The following is a 16,381-nucleotide window of genomic DNA, read 5'->3' as shown; positions in this document are numbered from 1 at the left end:
GATGGTGCCGTTTTTTTATAGACTCATTTTCCTGCTTCAAAAGTAGAAGGGTAAAGAAGTGTAAAAAACTATTTCATTTGCTTATGGCAATACATAGCTTCAATTTCTATTGCGCACTGGCTTTTTCATCAATACCGACAATAAATAAAGAACCAGCAAAACATGTTATAGGGTTAGGTATGCTTAACAACTACAGCGTAAGAACCGTTATCCTTGTTTTTATATCTGCCTCTTTTGTCTTCATTGATCTAATGGCATTCCTTCTGGTAGCAAATGTGAGTGTCATCCTCATGTTGAACATCGTCGGAGTTATCTTGATCTCAAGTTTATGGTTTTACATGACTAAATATCTTGTGAGGCCGATTAACGAGGTTAAAAGAAATATTGATGAAATAAACTCAGGGAATTTATCAATTTCTATCCGCGAGTTTGGCAATAACTGTGCGGGGAAATTGATTCCAGGGATAAATAGCCTCGCAAAAGAAATATCCAGTCTGGTCATGGATATAAGAAAATCATCCAATTCGGCCAGCATTTTATCCGGCACGCTGGCTAACCAAAGTGCCGAACTCTCAGTCAAAACTGAACAGCAATCGGCCATGCTGATGCAAACAGCATCAAGCATGGAAGAGATTTCAGCGGGGACAAAGAGCAATGCAGAAAACACGCGTCAGTTAAACGATATAACCAATGAAGCCCATAAATCTGCAGGTCATGGGAGTCAGTTGATGCATAAACTCACGGAGAATATGGTATCCATTACTGATTGTTCGAAGAAAATGACCGAAATTATTAGCATTATTGATGGGATAGCATTTCAGACGAATATCCTGGCGCTTAATGCAGCAGTTGAAGCGGCGAGAGCGGGTGAACACGGCAAAGGATTTGCAGTGGTAGCGGGTGAAGTTCGGGTGTTAGCTCAAAAAAGCTCTGAGTCAGCCAAAAACATAAAAGCACTGATTGAAAAAACAAATACCAATGTAATGCAGGGTGCAAAACTTGTATCTGAAGCAGAAAAAAACATGCACGACATCGTTTCAGGATCAGATGATCTTAACATGCTGATGGAGCATATTTTCATATCGACGAATGAGCAGGAAAAAGGTATTCAACAAATAACCATTGCTTTGTCCGAACTGGAAAAAGTCACTCTGAGTAATGCTGCAGTCGTTGTGGAGCTCGCGGAATCCTCAGACGTTTTAAAAAACCAGGTCGTAGAACTTCAAAAAAGAACCAATAATTTACGCTTGAATGGTGAAGATAAAAACACGATGCCTGTGGCTCCGCTCTTAGTCCCAACGAAGCAGGAAAAACATACATCAGAAGGTCACTGGCAGACATTTTAAATTACCATAATTGAATGACCTGAACTGCACCCCAACTGTTGGATATTCAACGCATTAAGGTGCGGTTTTTTAATGGTGATTTTTAATTATATGGCTAAAGATATTTTTATTAATTTAAGATTCAATTATCTGCTGGATAATTTGTGCGCTATTTGATCAGGGCGTGATACGATGAACCTCATTCATTGAAAGGCTAATCATCATGTCTATATTCGATTATGCAATGAAGCGCTTTAGTAACGCCACAAATGGCACTGTGACATGTCCAATCTGTGGAAATAAAGCCTTTTTTCCCGCTAACAAAATTCGCCAGGGGCAAACATTGCTCTGCCCAAAATGCAAATCACTGTTTGTGGTACCGCGCTAATTCTGTTGCCCACAGCGCGTAGCGACTAACGCCAGCAATCCTCTTCTTTTATGAAGATTCTCTCTGGCGAATTGAGCCGCAGAACCTGCGCTGAGCATACAAATCAGCGCACGTAATGGCGATTGAAACCGCTTTAAATTCTCCTGAACATTCATACTTCGCTTACCAACGAAGCATCATCTTATTGAATCCCTATAGTAGGCCTCACAAGCGTACATTCAGGAGCAGTATTATGATTGCGGTAATTTTTGAAGCGAATGCCATACCTGCACAACAAGAGCGGTATCTCCAACTGGCTGCAGAATTAAAGCCAGAGCTGGAGCAAATTGCAGGATTTATTTCTATTGAGCGTTTTCAAAGTCTGAATACCGTAGGAAAAATCCTGTCGCTGTCATGGTGGGAAAGTGAAGAGTCTGTCATAGCGTGGAAACAAAACCTAAAACACCAGGCTGCTCAATTTGAAGGGCGGGAATCTATATTTTCTTTTTACAAAATCAGAGTTGCACATGTCCTACGCGATTATTCATCTGAAAATAGAGATTCTGGCCATGTATGATATTCACGTTATTCTTACCAATACTCCGGGTGCACTGTCATCGCTGGGATCTTTGCTCGGCCAAAGTGGGATAGGACTTGAAGGCGGCGGTGTTTTTACCATCGGTAATGAAAGCCATGCTCATTTTCTGGTTGAAGATGGTGAGCTTGCGCGGCAAGTTCTTAGCGAGGCAGGTTTGAATGTTAAAAATATCACATTGCCATTAATCAGAAAGTTAAAACAAGAAAAGCCCGGAGAGCTTGGTGAAATTGCCAATGTCATTGCTCTGAATGGAATTAATATCAATGTACAATATAGCGATCATAATAATCGTTTGATTCTTCTTACCGACAATAACGACCTCGCCGCTAAAGTAACCAAACAATGGGAAGTGCCTGCGGAATGAATTTAAAAGTTTCAAAAGCTGCTGTTGATGAAACTGACTATCTCGAAACATCCATGTCAGTTGTTGCATCGGCCATTGCTGACCCATCCCGGGTCAGCATTCTTTGTGCGCTAATGGATGGACGGGCATGGACGGCAACAGAATTAAGTACGGTTGCCAATATCGCCGCATCAACAACAAGCGCACATCTCGCAAAACTGCTTAATAGCCGCTTAGTTACATGCCTGTCTCAAGGGCGGCATCGTTATTACCGCCTGGCTGGAAGCGATATTGCAGCTCTTCTTGAAACTTTGATGGTGGTATCAGTGCACAGTGGAAAGACGCTTGAGACCAAAACACCCACACATTTACGTGTTGCCCGGACATGCTACGACCATATGGCCGGAGAAGTTGCTGTTGGAATCTATAACTTCATGTTCAAAGAAGGCTGGTTTTCTCCTGATGGTAATCTGCTTTCGCCGATGGGAACGCTCCAGTTTCAGAATATGGGCGTGCTCATCGATCCTAATAGCAGGCGCAAAAGTTCCTGTGCTTGCCTTGACTGGAGCGAGAGAAGATTTCACCTTGGAGGCAGTGCTGGTGCTGCACTGATGCTGTTCTTTGAACAAAAGGGGTGGATAACTAAAATCGCTGGTTACAGAGAAGTGGCAATTACAGAAAAGGGCAAAGTCGCTTTTTTACGATTATTCCAGCTCACTGTGAATTGAATAGAACGAGATCTTTAAAGCATTGATTCCGAGCAATCCTTTGCTCTTCAGTAGCCAGTTAGTCTTCAAAATATGCGATACGATACCCATCATTTTCAGGAATAACGTGAGCAAATCCCGGTCTGGCAAAGTGCATGCCTGCGATGAGCCATTTTTCTCGGGCTGCTTGTTCCAGTATTTTTTTCCTGGTCGCTTCCGCTTGTACCGGGTCGCAGTCAAACGCAATAGAAACAGCCGGTTGCGCTGATTGAATATGCGGGAAATGGACAATATCTCCCCATATCACCAGGTTTTTATTATCCGACTCAATGCGAAACCCGGTGTGACCTGGCGTGTGCCCCGGAAGCCAGACCGAATGAATACCCTTAACAATCTCATTCCCATCCAAAAATCTGACTCTCTTTTCATAGACATCCAGCGTTCGGCGCACCAGCGCAAAATTGCGTTGACCACGCTCACTTGCTTGTTTTTGCCAGGTATCATTGCGCCAGTATTTTGCTTCCAGAGCATTAAGATGGAGTGTCGCATTCTTAAAAACGGGGCGCCCCTCAATGTCGAGCAGGCCGCCAATGTGATCAGGATGACCGTGCGTTAAAAGAAGGGTATCGATTTCTTCTGGGCTACTGCCGGCAGCATAAAGGTTTTCCTTGAGCTTCCCTCCAGCATTATTCAGACCACCTGTACCCGCATCAACCAAAATGGTTCGCCCAGCGCCACGGATAAGATAACAGTTGATGTGAATATTGCCTGGTTCAGAAATCCCGGCATTACGCTGTATTTCACCAGCCTCAGCAATATCAATACCGCACAATAATTCAAGGCTTGCAGACATATTGCCGTCACTCAGGACGGTAACCCGGTAATCACCGATTTGATGAGATGCAAAGGACGGGTAGCTCATGAACAGTTCCTCTTGAGAGCATGACAAATTGTGGAGAAGGAATAATCCTTCAACTGACATTTCGTCATGCTACACGCTGTATTATCGCTTCTGAATCGATATTATTTCATGATTCAGTGACATTTTGTCACTGACGATAAAACCCACCCTCAACTAAAAAGGCAGCGGTTATGCGTAGAAATATCCCCAGTAGCGCTTCGTTGCTGGCTTTTGAAGCCGCAGCAAGACACGGTAATTTTGCCCGTGCGGCAGAAGAACTCTCGCTGACGGAAGGTGCCATCAGCCGTCAAATTGCACGCCTCGAATCGCTACTGAAATGTAAGCTATTTGACCGAACGGGAAGTCGCGTGAAGCTCAATCCTGTCGGGGCGCGCTATGCGCGTCACGTGGGTGAAACGCTTGAGCGCCTGGACCGAGATACTCAATACATAACGGGAATGCCGGAAGGAAACAGAAGTCTGGAGTTAGCTGCGCTGCCGACCTTTGCCAGCCGCTGGCTCATTCCTCGCTTGAGCGGTTTCAGAAAGCAGCATCCAGACATCACACTGAATATAGCGGCCAGAATCGATCCATTTATTCTTACCGGTAGTGGCTTTGATGCGGCAGTGCATTTCGATCACCCCGCGTGGGCGGGTATGCGCATGGATTTCCTGTTTAAGGAGAATCTGGTTCCGGTATGTCATCCAGAGCTGCTTACAGATACAGATCTTTCCAGCCTGTTAAACGAGCTACCGCGAATTCATCGCAGACAAAATCCAGAGGCTTGGTATAGCTACGCTTGTGAAAGTGGAATTGTCCTCGATAATCCGGCACAAGGGGTCAGATATGACCTTCACGAAATGGCAATCGCAGCGGCGCTGGCAGGAGATGGCGTGGCATTAGTACCGTGGATGTATGTTGAAAAAGATCTCAGCAGTGGGGCACTTGCAGCGCCCTGGCCCAAATCTGAAGTGCTGAGTAAAAACTTTTGCCTGGTGAAACCAGTAGAGACTGGAATAAATGACACTGCACTACAGGCTTTCGAGCAATGGTTTAGGGCTGAAATCACTGATAGCGGGCAATAACGTAATACGTTGGAGCAAATATGGCCGCACCAGCGACCATATTGCATCAGTATTGAAAACGTTATGGGTTACTTCGAAAACTCGCAAGTTTTCGCTTTTGCTCTCCGCGAGCACTGAAATTGCCCGGTGAAAGCCAGCCTGAAAGTGCGCTTTCTACTGTTGGCCATTCAATATCGATAATAGATAACCAGTCCGTGTCACGGTTGCGTTGTTTGCGTGTCATGGCCTGACGGAAGCGTCCTTCAAATGTGAATCCCAGTCTGTCTGCCGCATTTCTGGAAGCCAGGTTGAGCGAGTCACAACGCCATGCCACGCGCCGATAGCCCAGAGAAAATGCATTTTTCAGCAACAAAAATATGGCTTCTGTGCCCATGGCGGTTCGTTGCATCCTGGGTGACCAAGTGACATGTCCTATTTCGATCGCACCGTTAACAACATCAATATTGCTAAAGCAGACGACACCAACCGGAAGACTACTGTTTATTTCCGCCACGGCCCATGCAACCAGCCCGGAATCGTTAATTTTATTCTCAACCCAAAGCTGCATTTGCTGTAAGCAGGTAGGCTGCTCAGCACCAAGCCAGGTCCAGTCTCTATCATCAGGCGCCTGTGAGAACGCTTCAAGAAGATCACCGCAATGGCTGGTTTCAAGAGGTAAAAGATAACAGTAATGGCCACAGAGCTGGGCTCGGGCCGGAAAGGGTGCAGGTTGCCAGTCGGAAAGCGGGAAACCAACAGGCTGACCATATTTATTCGTATTCAACGATCATTCACCTTCTGCTTTGCAAAATTGCGCGATAGCCATTGTGGTAACGACAAAGAGCCTATTAAAAACATGATGATCAACTCAAGCATCACAAGCTGGATATCATGCTGATAACCGTTTACTTCCCCTAAAGCGTTAACACGCCTCAAGTTGCCAGCTACCCTCGGTGATAGATAAGCGTTCAGTTAAATTCAGGTTTTTCAAGAACGTCTCATCGTGCGAAACCACCACCAATGCCCCCTGATAAGTCCGCAGCATTGTCTCCAGTGCTTGAATAGAAGGCAAATCCAGATGGTTGCTGGGTTCATCCAGCAGCAATAGTTGTGGCACGGGATCAGCGTACAACACACACGCCAGCGCAGCTTTCAGGCGCTCACCACCACTCAGGCATCCGCTGGCAATTTGGATTTTGTGAGCATCCAGGCCCAACTGCGCAAGCCGCATGCGCAAATCAGCTTCACTGGCATTGCGGTTGGCTTCACGTATCTGCTCCAGAACTGAACGTTGCGGATCAAGGTTGTCGAGATGTTGATTAAGTAAGGTATGGCCATGTGGGATACGGAAAGCACCGCTTAATGGCTGAAGTTTGCCAGATAGTACGTTTAAAAGTGTCGATTTTCCGCAGCCGTTACATCCAACGATACCGATGCGTTGCTGAGCGTATATCGACAGGTTCAATGGTGAAGAAAAAGCTGTCACGAAAGGCAGTTGTATCTGATTTAGCTCTGCAACCAGACGCCGTGAAGGAGAGTTCAAAGCAAGCGAATGCACAACGATTTCAGCATTATCTTCAACGCGCGTTGCCGCTTCATGCACGCGTTGATCAAGTAATTCCTGAGCGGCGAGATGGAGTTGGTTTAATTTACCGGCCGACGATTCACTGCGTTGCTTTTGTCCGCCCAGCAAAATTTTAGCCTGATTAGCTTCTCGCCCCTGGCGATGACCACGCGATTGCCGTTTCTCTAAACGTTCTTTCTGATCCTGAAGGTTCTTCTGTTCGCGCTGGCGTTCACGTTTTCTCTGTTCCAGCAGCTGAAGTGCGCTTTGTGTTTCTTGCGTTTTTTGCTGGGCGTAAAACGAGTAATTGCCGCCATAATTGTTCAAGCCGATGGATGAAAGCTCAACAATCCGCTGCATCGATTCCAACAATTCTCGGTCATGGCTTACCACCAATAGCCCGGCAGGCCAGCGTTGTAACTGAGCAATCAATGCAAGACGGTTTGCTCTATCAAGGTGGTTACTGGGTTCATCGAGAATCAAAAAATCGGCCTGTGAAAGCAAGGCCCCTATGAGTGACACGCGCATGGCTTCGCCGCCACTCAACTGGCTGACAGGTGTTGATGGCGCAAGATGCCCCAGTTCACACCGCTCTAACTCAATGTCCAAACGCTGGCGTATATCCCACTGCTGGCCGACCAATTCAAAATCTGCCATTGAGACACTACCCATTTCGATGCGCTCAAGTGCGCCAATAATGGATTGAATCCCTGCGAGTTCTGCAACGGTCATTTCTGCCTGATAGTGGGTTTGCTGAGCCAGATAATACGCAACGCCGGAACAGTTACATCTGCCCGATGAAGGAGGGATTATCCCGGCCAGAATTTGCGAGAGAACGCTTTTACCCACACCGTTTCGCCCAACGAGGCCGGTATGACGTGAGTCGAAAGATTCATTGAGTTGTGAGAACAGCGTTGTGCCGTCAGGTAAGACAAAAGATACGCTTTCAAGCGTAATGAATGAATTCGTCATGTAACTACTCCATAGATGCCAGAAACTGGCCCGATAAGTCGGGACTAGTAAATTGGCCGTCAGACAGACGGCAGCATCAATGGCGCATTGGACGAATACCTATAAAGAAGAAATGATTATAGACATTTTAAATAGGGTATGAAAAAAGTAAAGGTTCGGGTGAATAACGTGATTCAGGTAAATTCGCGCAAATGGGGAGTGAAGTGATGAAAGTTAGATTGGCAACGCCTGCAGAGGCAGAAGAGTGCTGGAACATCAGAAATCAAGCTATACGCCATGGATGCCAGAATAGTTACAGCGCTGCGGTAATTGCAGCATGGACACCTGAAGCAATGCCTGAAAAATATAGAGTGGTTATCGCGGACAATCCATTTTTCGTCGTTGATGGGCAAGACAAACGACCTGTTGCCACAGGTTATCTCGATCTTTCTGAGGGGAGTGTTGAGGCTATTTTTACCTCGCCCGATTATATCGGCAAAGGGTTTGCCGGGCTTATTCTGCAAGCGATTAAAGATGAAGGGCGTAAACGTGGCTTTAAACAATTAACATTGTCCTCGACGCCTAACGCGCAATCTTTCTATGAAAAACATGGCTTTATTCTACTACGTGAAAACCTCCATTCTTCTGCTCTTGCCCAGGCAGACCTGCGCTGCATGGACATGTCCATTGAGCTGTAGCCCATCCAATTTTCTCCCTCTCGACTATCCTGACAGATGAGCGCAATGGCTCGTCTTTTCCTCAAAATCTGTCTTGTACTGTTCTGCTTTTTGCAACGTTAAGTCAGGAGAAAATTTTATGAATGCAGACATTAAGGGCGGTATTGATATCGCGATTAAAGTGCCATCACACCAATACCAACAGACGCTTGATTTTTATCGTAATGCCATCGGGCTCAAGGAAATCACAGATAAATCACCCGCTACCGGGTTTGTATTTGGCCCGAACCGTTTGTGGATTGATGAAGCCCCAGGTCTGAGCCAGGCTGAGGTCTGGCTTGAAATGTTCACACCCGATTTTAAGTCAGCTGAAACACATATCGAAAAGTGTGGAGTTGTCAGATGTGATGCTGTCGAGCCTTTGCCAGAGGGATTTAAAGGAGGATGGGTAATGAGCCCCTGTAATATTGTACATATGCTTCGCGAACCAGAAGCATGGTGAATCGAGGATTCTATTCCTGCATAAATACAGCAAATAGCCTCTGCAAGAATTAAAACCTGCAGCGGCTAATAGTTCGTTGATTGTCCTCTATTTGTCGATCTTCTTACCTTGTACATCAACAACCTGCTCACCATCTTCTTTGGTGAATGCGCCACGTTGCCCATCAGTCAATATATCCAGAACTATTTCTGAAGGCCGACATAGCCGGGTACCCAGAGGGGTGACAACAATTGGCCGGTTAATCAGGATTGGGTGCTGCAACATGAAATCAATCAACTGGTCGTCACTGAAGGAGTCGCTTGCCAACCCTAATTGTTCGTAAGGTTCGACATTCTTACGTAATAACGCGCGGGCCGTGATCCCCATATCGGCGATTAACTTTTTCAGTTCATCACGGGCTAGCGGCGTTTCCAGATACAGAATAACTGTGGGTTCAGTGCCACTGTTGCGAATTAATTCCAATGCGTTACGGGACGTTCCACAAGCGGGATTATGATAAATAGTTACATTGCTCATCGTGTTGATCTCTCGTTTAGGCCCATAAAATATCTCTTCCAGGCCTGTAATTTAAACAATAGTTATAGGGCTACTGACAACCGCAGGGCTAATGCCGCAAGCGTGACGATCAACACAGGAATAGTCATGACTATGCCTACTCGGAAGTAATATCCCCAGGTAATCGTTATATTTTTCTGCGACAAAACATGCAGCCATAACAATGTCGCCAGACTGCCAATAGGGGTGATTTTTGGCCCCAAATCGCTACCTATAACATTGGCGTAAATCATTGCTTCTTTGATAACACCCGAAGCAACGCTGCCATCAATTGATAGGGCTCCGATCAGAACAGTCGGCATATTGTTCATAACTGATGACAAGAAGGCTGCCAGGAACCCTGTTCCTAATGTCGACACCCACAATCCTTGCTCTGCAAGTTGATTGAGTAGGGCGGAAAGGTAGTGAGTCAGTCCCGCATTGCGCAAACCATAGACCACCAGGTACATACCCAGCGAGAAAATCACAATCTGCCAGGGCGCACCGCGCAGCACTTTTCCGGTATTAATGGTATGACCGATCTTTGCCACAGCAAGCAGAATCAGTGCCCCAACGGCGGCCACCAGACTGACTGGTACGCCGAGTGGTTCCAGGCCAAAGAACCCCACTAATAGCAAAAGAAGGACCAGCCAACCGGCTTTAAAAGTACTGGGATCCCGGATTGCTTCTTTTGGCTCTTTTAACAGAGCAACGTCGTAAACGGCGGGGATGTCCTTACGGAAAAACAGGTGCAACATAACCAGCGTTGTCGCAATGGCGACAAGGTTAACCGGCACCATCACGGCTGCGTATTGCGTGAAACCAAGGTTAAAGAAATCGGCCGAAACGATATTCACCAGGTTCGAGACAATCAGCGGCAGACTGGCCGTATCAGCGATAAACCCTGCAGCCATGACAAAAGCTAACGTAGCCCCCCGGCTGAAACCCAGCGCCAGCAGCATCGCAATGACAATCGGAGTCAGAATAAGTGCTGCACCATCATTGGCAAACAGTGCCGCCACCATTGCACCCAGCAAAACAATCCAGGTAAAAAGCAGTCGGCCGCGGCCATTGCCCCAGCGTGCAACATGCAATGCGGCCCATTCAAAGAAGCCAGACTCATCCAGCAGTAGGCTGATGATTATCACCGCGATAAAGGTGGCAGTCGCATTCCAGACTATTTGCCAGACTATCGGGATATCCCCAGGGTGAACGACACCTGTTAGTAATGCCAGACCAGCGCCTAGTATGGCGCTCCAGCCAATCCCAAGACCTCTGGGTTGCCAGATGACCAAAACAAGAGTGAGCAAAAAAATCGCACTAGCCACTAACATTACAAACTCCAAACATATTTGAATAAGTAAATGTGTTTCATCGTTATCAACATGAGGATAATGAAGCTGCACTGAGCTTTTTCTGGATGTTCTCTCGCTCACTATTCCAGGCGGATTCAATAATGGTCGCAGCCCAGGCCGGCATATGTGGTGACAGGCGATAATGCACCCATTTTCCTTCCCGGCGATCGGTGACCAGCTCTGCTTCTCGTAATAGCGCCATATGACGCGATATTTTTGGTTGGGATTCTGCTGTCACTGAACAGATGTCGCAGACACATAGCTCACCGGACTCCTGGAGTAGCATCACGATGGTTGAACGGGTTTCATCGGCAAGCAGTTTAAAAAGCTGAACAGGCTGTAGCATGTTGAACCTCGCTATGAATTTATGATACATATGATAAATCATATATGTTTTCTTTTAAAGCTTAGTGTTTAAGATGGAGAAATTTCATGACGCATTTATCAGCAATCGAACGGGAATGTTTTGATGATGAGATTGCCAGCAAACTGCAAAACGATACCCAATCGATGCCGCGTATTTTGATCCTCTACGGCTCAGTTCGGCAGCGATCGTACAGCCGGTTTGCAGCCGAAGAAGCAGGGCGTTTACTTAGCGAAATGGGGGCCGAGGTGAAAATCTTTAACCCTTCCGGCCTGCCTTTACCTGATGACGCACCGGAAACCCATCCGAAAGTGCTCGAATTGCGAGAACTGGTCAGGTGGTGTGATGGAATGGTTTGGAGTTCTCCGGAAAGACACGGAGCCATGAGTTCAGTGATGAAGGCTCAGATTGACTGGATACCACTGAGCGAAGGCGCTGTTCGTCCGTCACAAGGGAAAACACTGGCCGTAATGCAGGTTAGCGGTGGCTCGCAGTCATTCAATACGGTAAATCAGATGCGAATACTTGGACGTTGGATGCGAATGTTCACCATTCCAAATCAGTCATCAGTACCGAAGGCGTGGCAAGAATTTGATGATGAAGGACGTATGAAACCCTCAGCCTGGTATGACCGGATTGTGGATGTCGCGGAAGAACTGTTCAAAATAACGTTAATCCTGAAAGGGCATACTGAGTATCTGGCCGACCGCTATAGCGAAAGGAAAGAAAGCCATCAGGAGCTGTCCAATCGGGTTAATCAGGAAAAAATCTGAGCATCTTCAAACACCTAAACCTCTCAGTAGGCAATTAAATTCGGAAGGAAGTTTGATGAACACCGGAATGAATATAGTGAAAAGGATCTGTAGTCTTGTTGAGACTGCAGATCCTTAAATCTCATTATAACGGACTCTGTTTATCGGCCAGCGTCCAAAATATTAATAGTTGGATATTACTTAGCTGTGGACAAACAGACTCATAATCCCTATCAAGAGTGAGCTGTAAAAAATGATTCCATATAAATTACTCGGAATATCAATCCATTTGCGAATGATCCCGAGGGCCACAACGGTTAATGCTGCTGGATAAATGGCGCAAAGTACTGGCACAGCAAAAGCAGTCAGCGAATTTAGGCCAAGCACGGAAATACCAGCAGAAGCAATCAGCGAAATGACGACCAGCAATCCATAAGATACTCCAGTATTTTGGTTGAAATATTGGGCAGTACCGGTTATCAGGCCGATTGCCGTGACCAGACAGGCAAGGGTAATTATCGCCGCCAGAAGGATACGTCCATAAGCACCAAATAGGGTTTCCACAAATATACTGATGATCTGCAGCCCATTAGTGGCATGTAATACTGGGCTGTGAGCACCCATTGAAAGGTAGCAGACATAAATCAGAATCAGCCCCACTGCGGCAATAACGGCGGCAGTTGTGGAGTATTTAAAAATTCCGGCTTTATGGGCAATGCCGCGTTGTTGCAAGGTATGCGTAATAATCGCGCCAAAGCAGAGGGCACTAATAACGTCCAGGGTCTGATAGCCGTTTATAAAACCCATGTTGAATGGATGTACCTCATAGGCATTTTCTGCAACAGTAATGGCACCAATTGGATGAATCCATGCGCAAATTCCAATGAAAATTAATGCGCTGATCTTCAAAGGCGAAAGAACAAATCCTACTATCTCTAGTAGTTTCCCAGGCTTTGCCAGTGTTGCGCCGGCAAGGCCAAAGAATGCCACTGAAAATAGAAGTTTCTGACCCCAGGACTCCTTTGCTCCGTGAGCAATAAGTTCGTAGCTGATTGTTGCTGTTCTTGGAGTCCCAAACAGAACACCAAGAGTTAGAAAGCAGACACTCATAAAAATGAAACTTACTCGTTTACCTAATGGCCGAGTTAACTCATTAATATCACCACCATTGATGGCCAGCGATATGATGGCCAGCGCGGGGAATAATACTGCGGTGATGATAAAACCAAATCCAGCTGTAAACGTGTTACTCCCAGCTTGCATACCAACCAGTGGAGGGAAAATAATATTCCCGGCTCCAAGAAAGAGTGCGAGAGTCATCCCACCAAGCGCCAGAGTTTTAGAAAAAGATAATGTTATTTTTTGCGTCATGTTGTTAATACCAATATTAAATTGTGTTTAATACGTCATTTTGAGTATTAAATAAATTCTATTTCTCATTTGGTAAAATTAAATATTTAAATTAACCATTATTTTTTGTCTTATTCTGCTGATTGATTAAAAACCAACCCTTTCAGGAATCTTTTTGGAATTTTTAACTGATTATGTTTTTGGCGACTAGCATGGGGAAAATGGCGGGTTATCTTTTTAATTAATACAATTTGGTAACAACGGGATCTACGGGGAAGTTATTGAAGAAAGAGAGGGTTCATCTGGGGTGTTTCAGCTGCAGGGCTCATTCCAACTATTACTCACTTTAACAAAAACTAACTTACACCTTGTTAAAACCCACTCCGTAACAAGATTTTTCATATTAATTTACACATAACTACGTGTTTATATTACTAGCATAAGCGTAGATTTAATTTGAAATGAAACTTAATACTCTGCAATGCTCTGTTTCACTTCCCATCATCTTTCAATTATGTCTACGACTCCTTCAAAGCTACAATAGTGAAATTCAACAAATTGTATTTTTTCTACATTTTTAGAAGCTCATACTTATAAATATCCATTAATGGGCATTTTTGTATTCTGTTGGCACATTCAAATGAAAGAATTGTGTTGTAGGGTTTTTAATTAATTGTAGCTTTTATAAAAATAACAACAATATTCAAGAGGAGTAGCTCGTGAGCAATTTACTTGGTGTGATTAAAGCAGTAATTGGCCTGGTTTATGTAGTTGAAGCAGACGGCTCACAGCGCCTCTTGATAGAAGGTGACAGAATATTTAGTGGTGAGGAGATTGTTACTGGTGACAGTGGCGCGGTTAGTGTCTCCCTGCCGAATGGTAAGACGATGGATCTGGGGCGTAATAGCCACTGGACAGAACATGGCGTGAATGCAGTTAATACCGCCGAACATGACACTCAGGATGTCGCGTCTTTGCAAAAAGCCATTACCGATGGCGTTGACCCGACAAAAGCATTAGAAGCGACCGCTGCGGGTAATGAAACACCGGTACATATTGAAGGTGGTGGTGGCGGACATACCCTCGTTCAATTAGATTTAACGGGAAAAGTGGTTGATCCTTCTGCTGGTTTCAACACCTTGGGGTTAGGGGTTCCAACACCAGAAATTAACCTCCCTCAAAGTGGGCTGACGACTGGCAACGATTCAAGTTCCTCTCCTGTTCTTCCTCCCCTTGTTCACATCGACGATTTTGCTGGTAACGATGGTTATGTTAACAAAAATGAAATCGACCACGCTCACGTCAGTGGGACAAGCAATGAAGATCACGTCATTCTGACTTTTACAGATAGCCAAAATAATACAATTACGATTGATGTTCCGGTCATTGATGGCCACTGGACCACACAACCTGACTTAAGTGGCCTGGCAGATGGCAACATTTCTGTTTTAGCCACGGCAACTGATGTTGCAGGCCGCACCGCAACAAGCACGGCGGACGCTGTCATTGATACCGTTGGCCCGCAAGACCATATCACCATTGATAACGTAACATCTGACAACACCATCAATATCAATGAGTCTCATCAGAATTTGACTTCTGTTCACGGCACAGTCTCCGGCGATGCTGCGGTGGGTGACAAAGTGGTCTTAATGGTCGATGGCCAGGAATATGACGGCGTGGTTGTTGATCTTGGTAATGGTAAGTTGGGTTATCAGATTGATGTCTCAACACAAGGGTTGCTGGCAGACCCCAATATCCATGCCACAGTGACGTCGACAGATGCGGCGGGCAATACTACCCAGGCATCAAGCGATCATCATGTCGATATTGATCTCGATATTCATAACTCAGTAACCATTGGCATGGTGGCTGGCGACAACACCATTAACGCCAACGAATCTCATCTGCCGACCTTTATCAACGGTGATGTGGGGGGCGATGCGAAAGCGGGCGATCATGTGGTGGTTAGCGTCAACGGACATAACTACGACGGTGTGGTGGTGGTTGGGCCTGACGGCAAGCTGCATTACGAAGTCCCGGTGCCGACCAATGTCTTTAACGAAGGTGCCAATGATGTGAAGGTAACGGTCACCAGTTTTGATGCGGCCGGCAACGAAGCGATCGCCACCGAAGACAAAACCGTTACTCTCGATACTCTCGCACACAATACTATCACCATAGACACCGTAGCAGGTGATAACACGGTAAATACCAATGAATCCCATATGCCGACCTTTATCAGTGGTGATGTCACAGGTGATGCGCAGGCGGGGGACCATGTGGTGGTCAGCGTCAACGGTCATGACTACGACGGCGTGGTGGTGAAAGGGCCTGACGGCAAACTGCATTACGAAGTCCCACTACCGGACGGCGCGCTGCACGAAGGCAACAACGATGTGAAAGTGACGGTTACTGGTGTCGATGATGCCGGTAACATCGCGATTGCCACCGCTAATCAGAATGTCATCGTCGATACTCAGGCAAATAATAATGTGACCATTCATACCGTCGCGGGCGATAACACGGTGAACGCGCACGAGTCCCATATGCCGACCTTTATCAGTGGTGATGTCACAGGTGATGCGCAGGCGGGGGACCATGTGGTGGTCAGCGTCAACGGTCATGACTACGACGGTGTGGTGGTGAAAGGGCCTGACGGCAAACTGCATTACGAAGTCCCACTGCCGGACGGTGCGCTGCACGAAGGCAGCAATGATGTCAAAGTGATGGTTACTGGTGTCGATGATGCCGGTAACATCGCGATTTCCACCGCTAATCAGAATGTCATCGTCGATACCCAGGCAAATAATAATGTGACCATTCATACCGTCGCGGGCGATAACACGGTGAACGCCCATGAATCCCATATGCCGACCTTTATCAGCGGCGATGTGGGCGGCGATGCGAAAGCGGGCGACCATGTGGTGGTCAGCGTCAACGGGCAGAACTACGACGGTATTGTGGCGGTGGGATCAGACGGCAAACTGCATTACGAAGTGCCGCTGCCGGACGGCGCGCTGCACG

17 protein-coding genes are annotated in these 16,381 nt (G+C 46.3%); 10 read left to right on the top strand and 7 right to left on the bottom strand.

The genetic code is table 11. The features are described 5' to 3' along the window. The first annotated feature begins 179 nt into the window (after positions 1-179). From LVQ76_RS07280 to LVQ76_RS07260, 5 genes are all read left to right on the top strand, one after another. Positions 180-1,346, top strand: a complete 1,167-nt coding sequence (locus LVQ76_RS07280; RefSeq protein ID WP_232865814.1) for a methyl-accepting chemotaxis protein — start codon at positions 180-182, stop codon at positions 1,344-1,346. 202 nt (positions 1,347-1,548) lie between these two features. Further along, positions 1,549-1,713 (top strand): YnfU family zinc-binding protein, encoded by a 165-nt coding sequence (locus tag LVQ76_RS07275; RefSeq protein WP_255681013.1) that lies wholly within the window; start codon positions 1,549-1,551, stop codon positions 1,711-1,713. Between the two features lie 232 nt (positions 1,714-1,945). Beyond that, the gene (locus LVQ76_RS07270) at positions 1,946-2,269 is read left to right on the top strand and encodes an antibiotic biosynthesis monooxygenase family protein (RefSeq protein WP_232921295.1); all 324 of its coding nucleotides are present in this window, start codon (positions 1,946-1,948) and stop codon (positions 2,267-2,269) included. Further along, positions 2,262-2,654 (top strand): amino acid-binding protein, encoded by a 393-nt coding sequence (locus LVQ76_RS07265; protein ID WP_232921427.1) that lies wholly within the window; start codon positions 2,262-2,264, stop codon positions 2,652-2,654. Before LVQ76_RS07270 ends, LVQ76_RS07265 begins: the two co-directional genes overlap by 8 nt. Continuing rightward, positions 2,651-3,361, top strand: a complete 711-nt coding sequence (locus LVQ76_RS07260) for an ArsR/SmtB family transcription factor (protein WP_232921294.1) — start codon at positions 2,651-2,653, stop codon at positions 3,359-3,361. The genes LVQ76_RS07265 and LVQ76_RS07260 overlap by 4 nt, the downstream gene beginning before the upstream one ends. A gap of 58 nt (positions 3,362-3,419) precedes the next feature. On the opposite strand, the gene LVQ76_RS07255 is transcribed toward LVQ76_RS07260, so the two are convergent. Continuing rightward, positions 3,420-4,262, bottom strand: a complete 843-nt coding sequence (locus tag LVQ76_RS07255) for an MBL fold metallo-hydrolase (RefSeq protein WP_232921426.1) — start codon at positions 4,260-4,262, stop codon at positions 3,420-3,422. Between the two features lie 170 nt (positions 4,263-4,432). Between LVQ76_RS07255 and LVQ76_RS07250 the strand changes: the two genes are divergently transcribed. Beyond that, positions 4,433-5,326: a LysR substrate-binding domain-containing protein gene (locus LVQ76_RS07250; RefSeq protein WP_232865811.1), complete on the top strand. Its 894-nt coding sequence runs from the start codon at positions 4,433-4,435 to the stop codon at positions 5,324-5,326. Positions 5,327-5,387: 61 nt separating this feature from the next. On the opposite strand, the gene LVQ76_RS07245 is transcribed toward LVQ76_RS07250, so the two are convergent. Continuing rightward, entirely contained in the window at positions 5,388-6,089 is a 702-nt protein-coding gene (locus LVQ76_RS07245) for a GNAT family N-acetyltransferase (RefSeq protein ID WP_232865810.1), read from the bottom strand. 138 nt (positions 6,090-6,227) lie between these two features. Then, positions 6,228-7,841, bottom strand: coding sequence for an ABC-F family ATP-binding cassette domain-containing protein (locus LVQ76_RS07240; protein WP_232921293.1), 1,614 nt, complete (start codon positions 7,839-7,841; stop codon positions 6,228-6,230). 206 nt (positions 7,842-8,047) lie between these two features. On the opposite strand from LVQ76_RS07240, the gene LVQ76_RS07235 reads away from it, so the two are divergent. Together LVQ76_RS07235 and LVQ76_RS07230 are read left to right on the top strand one after the other, a co-directional pair. Continuing rightward, a complete protein-coding gene (locus LVQ76_RS07235; protein ID WP_232921292.1) occupies positions 8,048-8,518 on the top strand; it encodes a GNAT family N-acetyltransferase in 471 nt (156 codons plus the stop codon). 118 nt (positions 8,519-8,636) lie between these two features. Continuing rightward, positions 8,637-8,999 carry a VOC family protein gene (locus LVQ76_RS07230; RefSeq protein ID WP_232865807.1) on the top strand — a complete coding sequence of 121 codons (363 nt, stop codon included), beginning with the start codon at positions 8,637-8,639 and terminating at the stop codon, positions 8,997-8,999. An 87-nt stretch (positions 9,000-9,086) separates the two neighbouring features. Here the strand turns inward: LVQ76_RS07230 and arsC are convergent, their stop codons facing one another. The 3 genes from arsC to LVQ76_RS07215 form a co-directional block, all read right to left on the bottom strand. Continuing rightward, positions 9,087-9,515, bottom strand: a complete 429-nt coding sequence (arsC, locus tag LVQ76_RS07225) for a glutaredoxin-dependent arsenate reductase (RefSeq protein ID WP_232921291.1) — start codon at positions 9,513-9,515, stop codon at positions 9,087-9,089. Between the two features lie 62 nt (positions 9,516-9,577). Beyond that, positions 9,578-10,867, bottom strand: a complete 1,290-nt coding sequence (locus LVQ76_RS07220; RefSeq protein ID WP_232903561.1) for an arsenic transporter — start codon at positions 10,865-10,867, stop codon at positions 9,578-9,580. 46 nt (positions 10,868-10,913) lie between these two features. Beyond that, positions 10,914-11,234, bottom strand: coding sequence for a metalloregulator ArsR/SmtB family transcription factor (locus tag LVQ76_RS07215; protein ID WP_232903560.1), 321 nt, complete (start codon positions 11,232-11,234; stop codon positions 10,914-10,916). Positions 11,235-11,320: 86 nt separating this feature from the next. Here LVQ76_RS07215 and arsH point away from each other — a divergent pair, with 86 nt between their 5' ends. Further along, entirely contained in the window at positions 11,321-12,025 is a 705-nt protein-coding gene (arsH, locus tag LVQ76_RS07210) for an arsenical resistance protein ArsH (protein ID WP_232903559.1), read from the top strand. A 180-nt stretch (positions 12,026-12,205) separates the two neighbouring features. Here the strand turns inward: arsH and brnQ are convergent, their stop codons facing one another. Further along, positions 12,206-13,375 carry a branched-chain amino acid transport system II carrier protein gene (brnQ, locus tag LVQ76_RS07205; RefSeq protein ID WP_232865802.1) on the bottom strand — a complete coding sequence of 390 codons (1,170 nt, stop codon included), beginning with the start codon at positions 13,373-13,375 and terminating at the stop codon, positions 12,206-12,208. Positions 13,376-14,073: 698 nt separating this feature from the next. Between brnQ and LVQ76_RS07200 the strand changes: the two genes are divergently transcribed. Then, positions 14,074-16,381, top strand: a 2,308-nt coding sequence (locus LVQ76_RS07200) for a retention module-containing protein (RefSeq protein ID WP_232921290.1), incomplete at its 3' end; no start/stop codon positions are given.

This window comes from Buttiauxella cochleicola (genome assembly GCF_021283185.1).
GTDB classification, from domain to species: domain Bacteria; phylum Pseudomonadota; class Gammaproteobacteria; order Enterobacterales; family Enterobacteriaceae; genus Buttiauxella; species Buttiauxella massiliensis.
This window is presented reverse-complemented; position numbering and strand designations above follow the sequence as displayed.

Coding starts and splice junctions, on each gene's coding strand:
- LVQ76_RS07215 (WP_232903560.1), bottom strand. CDS start 11,234: ATGCTACAGCCTGTTCAGCTTTTTAAACTGCTTGCCGATGAAACCCGT.
- LVQ76_RS07250 (WP_232865811.1), top strand. CDS start 4,433: ATGCGTAGAAATATCCCCAGTAGCGCTTCGTTGCTGGCTTTTGAAGCC.
- LVQ76_RS07235 (WP_232921292.1), top strand. CDS start 8,048: ATGAAAGTTAGATTGGCAACGCCTGCAGAGGCAGAAGAGTGCTGGAAC.
- LVQ76_RS07265 (WP_232921427.1), top strand. CDS start 2,262: ATGTATGATATTCACGTTATTCTTACCAATACTCCGGGTGCACTGTCA.
- LVQ76_RS07240 (WP_232921293.1), bottom strand. CDS start 7,841: ATGACGAATTCATTCATTACGCTTGAAAGCGTATCTTTTGTCTTACCT.
- LVQ76_RS07230 (WP_232865807.1), top strand. CDS start 8,637: ATGAATGCAGACATTAAGGGCGGTATTGATATCGCGATTAAAGTGCCA.
- arsH (WP_232903559.1), top strand. CDS start 11,321: ATGACGCATTTATCAGCAATCGAACGGGAATGTTTTGATGATGAGATT.
- LVQ76_RS07280 (WP_232865814.1), top strand. CDS start 180: ATGCTTAACAACTACAGCGTAAGAACCGTTATCCTTGTTTTTATATCT.
- LVQ76_RS07255 (WP_232921426.1), bottom strand. CDS start 4,262: ATGAGCTACCCGTCCTTTGCATCTCATCAAATCGGTGATTACCGGGTT.
- LVQ76_RS07220 (WP_232903561.1), bottom strand. CDS start 10,867: ATGTTAGTGGCTAGTGCGATTTTTTTGCTCACTCTTGTTTTGGTCATC.
- LVQ76_RS07270 (WP_232921295.1), top strand. CDS start 1,946: ATGATTGCGGTAATTTTTGAAGCGAATGCCATACCTGCACAACAAGAG.
- LVQ76_RS07275 (WP_255681013.1), top strand. CDS start 1,549: ATGTCTATATTCGATTATGCAATGAAGCGCTTTAGTAACGCCACAAAT.
- arsC (WP_232921291.1), bottom strand. CDS start 9,515: ATGAGCAATGTAACTATTTATCATAATCCCGCTTGTGGAACGTCCCGT.
- brnQ (WP_232865802.1), bottom strand. CDS start 13,375: ATGACGCAAAAAATAACATTATCTTTTTCTAAAACTCTGGCGCTTGGT.
- LVQ76_RS07260 (WP_232921294.1), top strand. CDS start 2,651: ATGAATTTAAAAGTTTCAAAAGCTGCTGTTGATGAAACTGACTATCTC.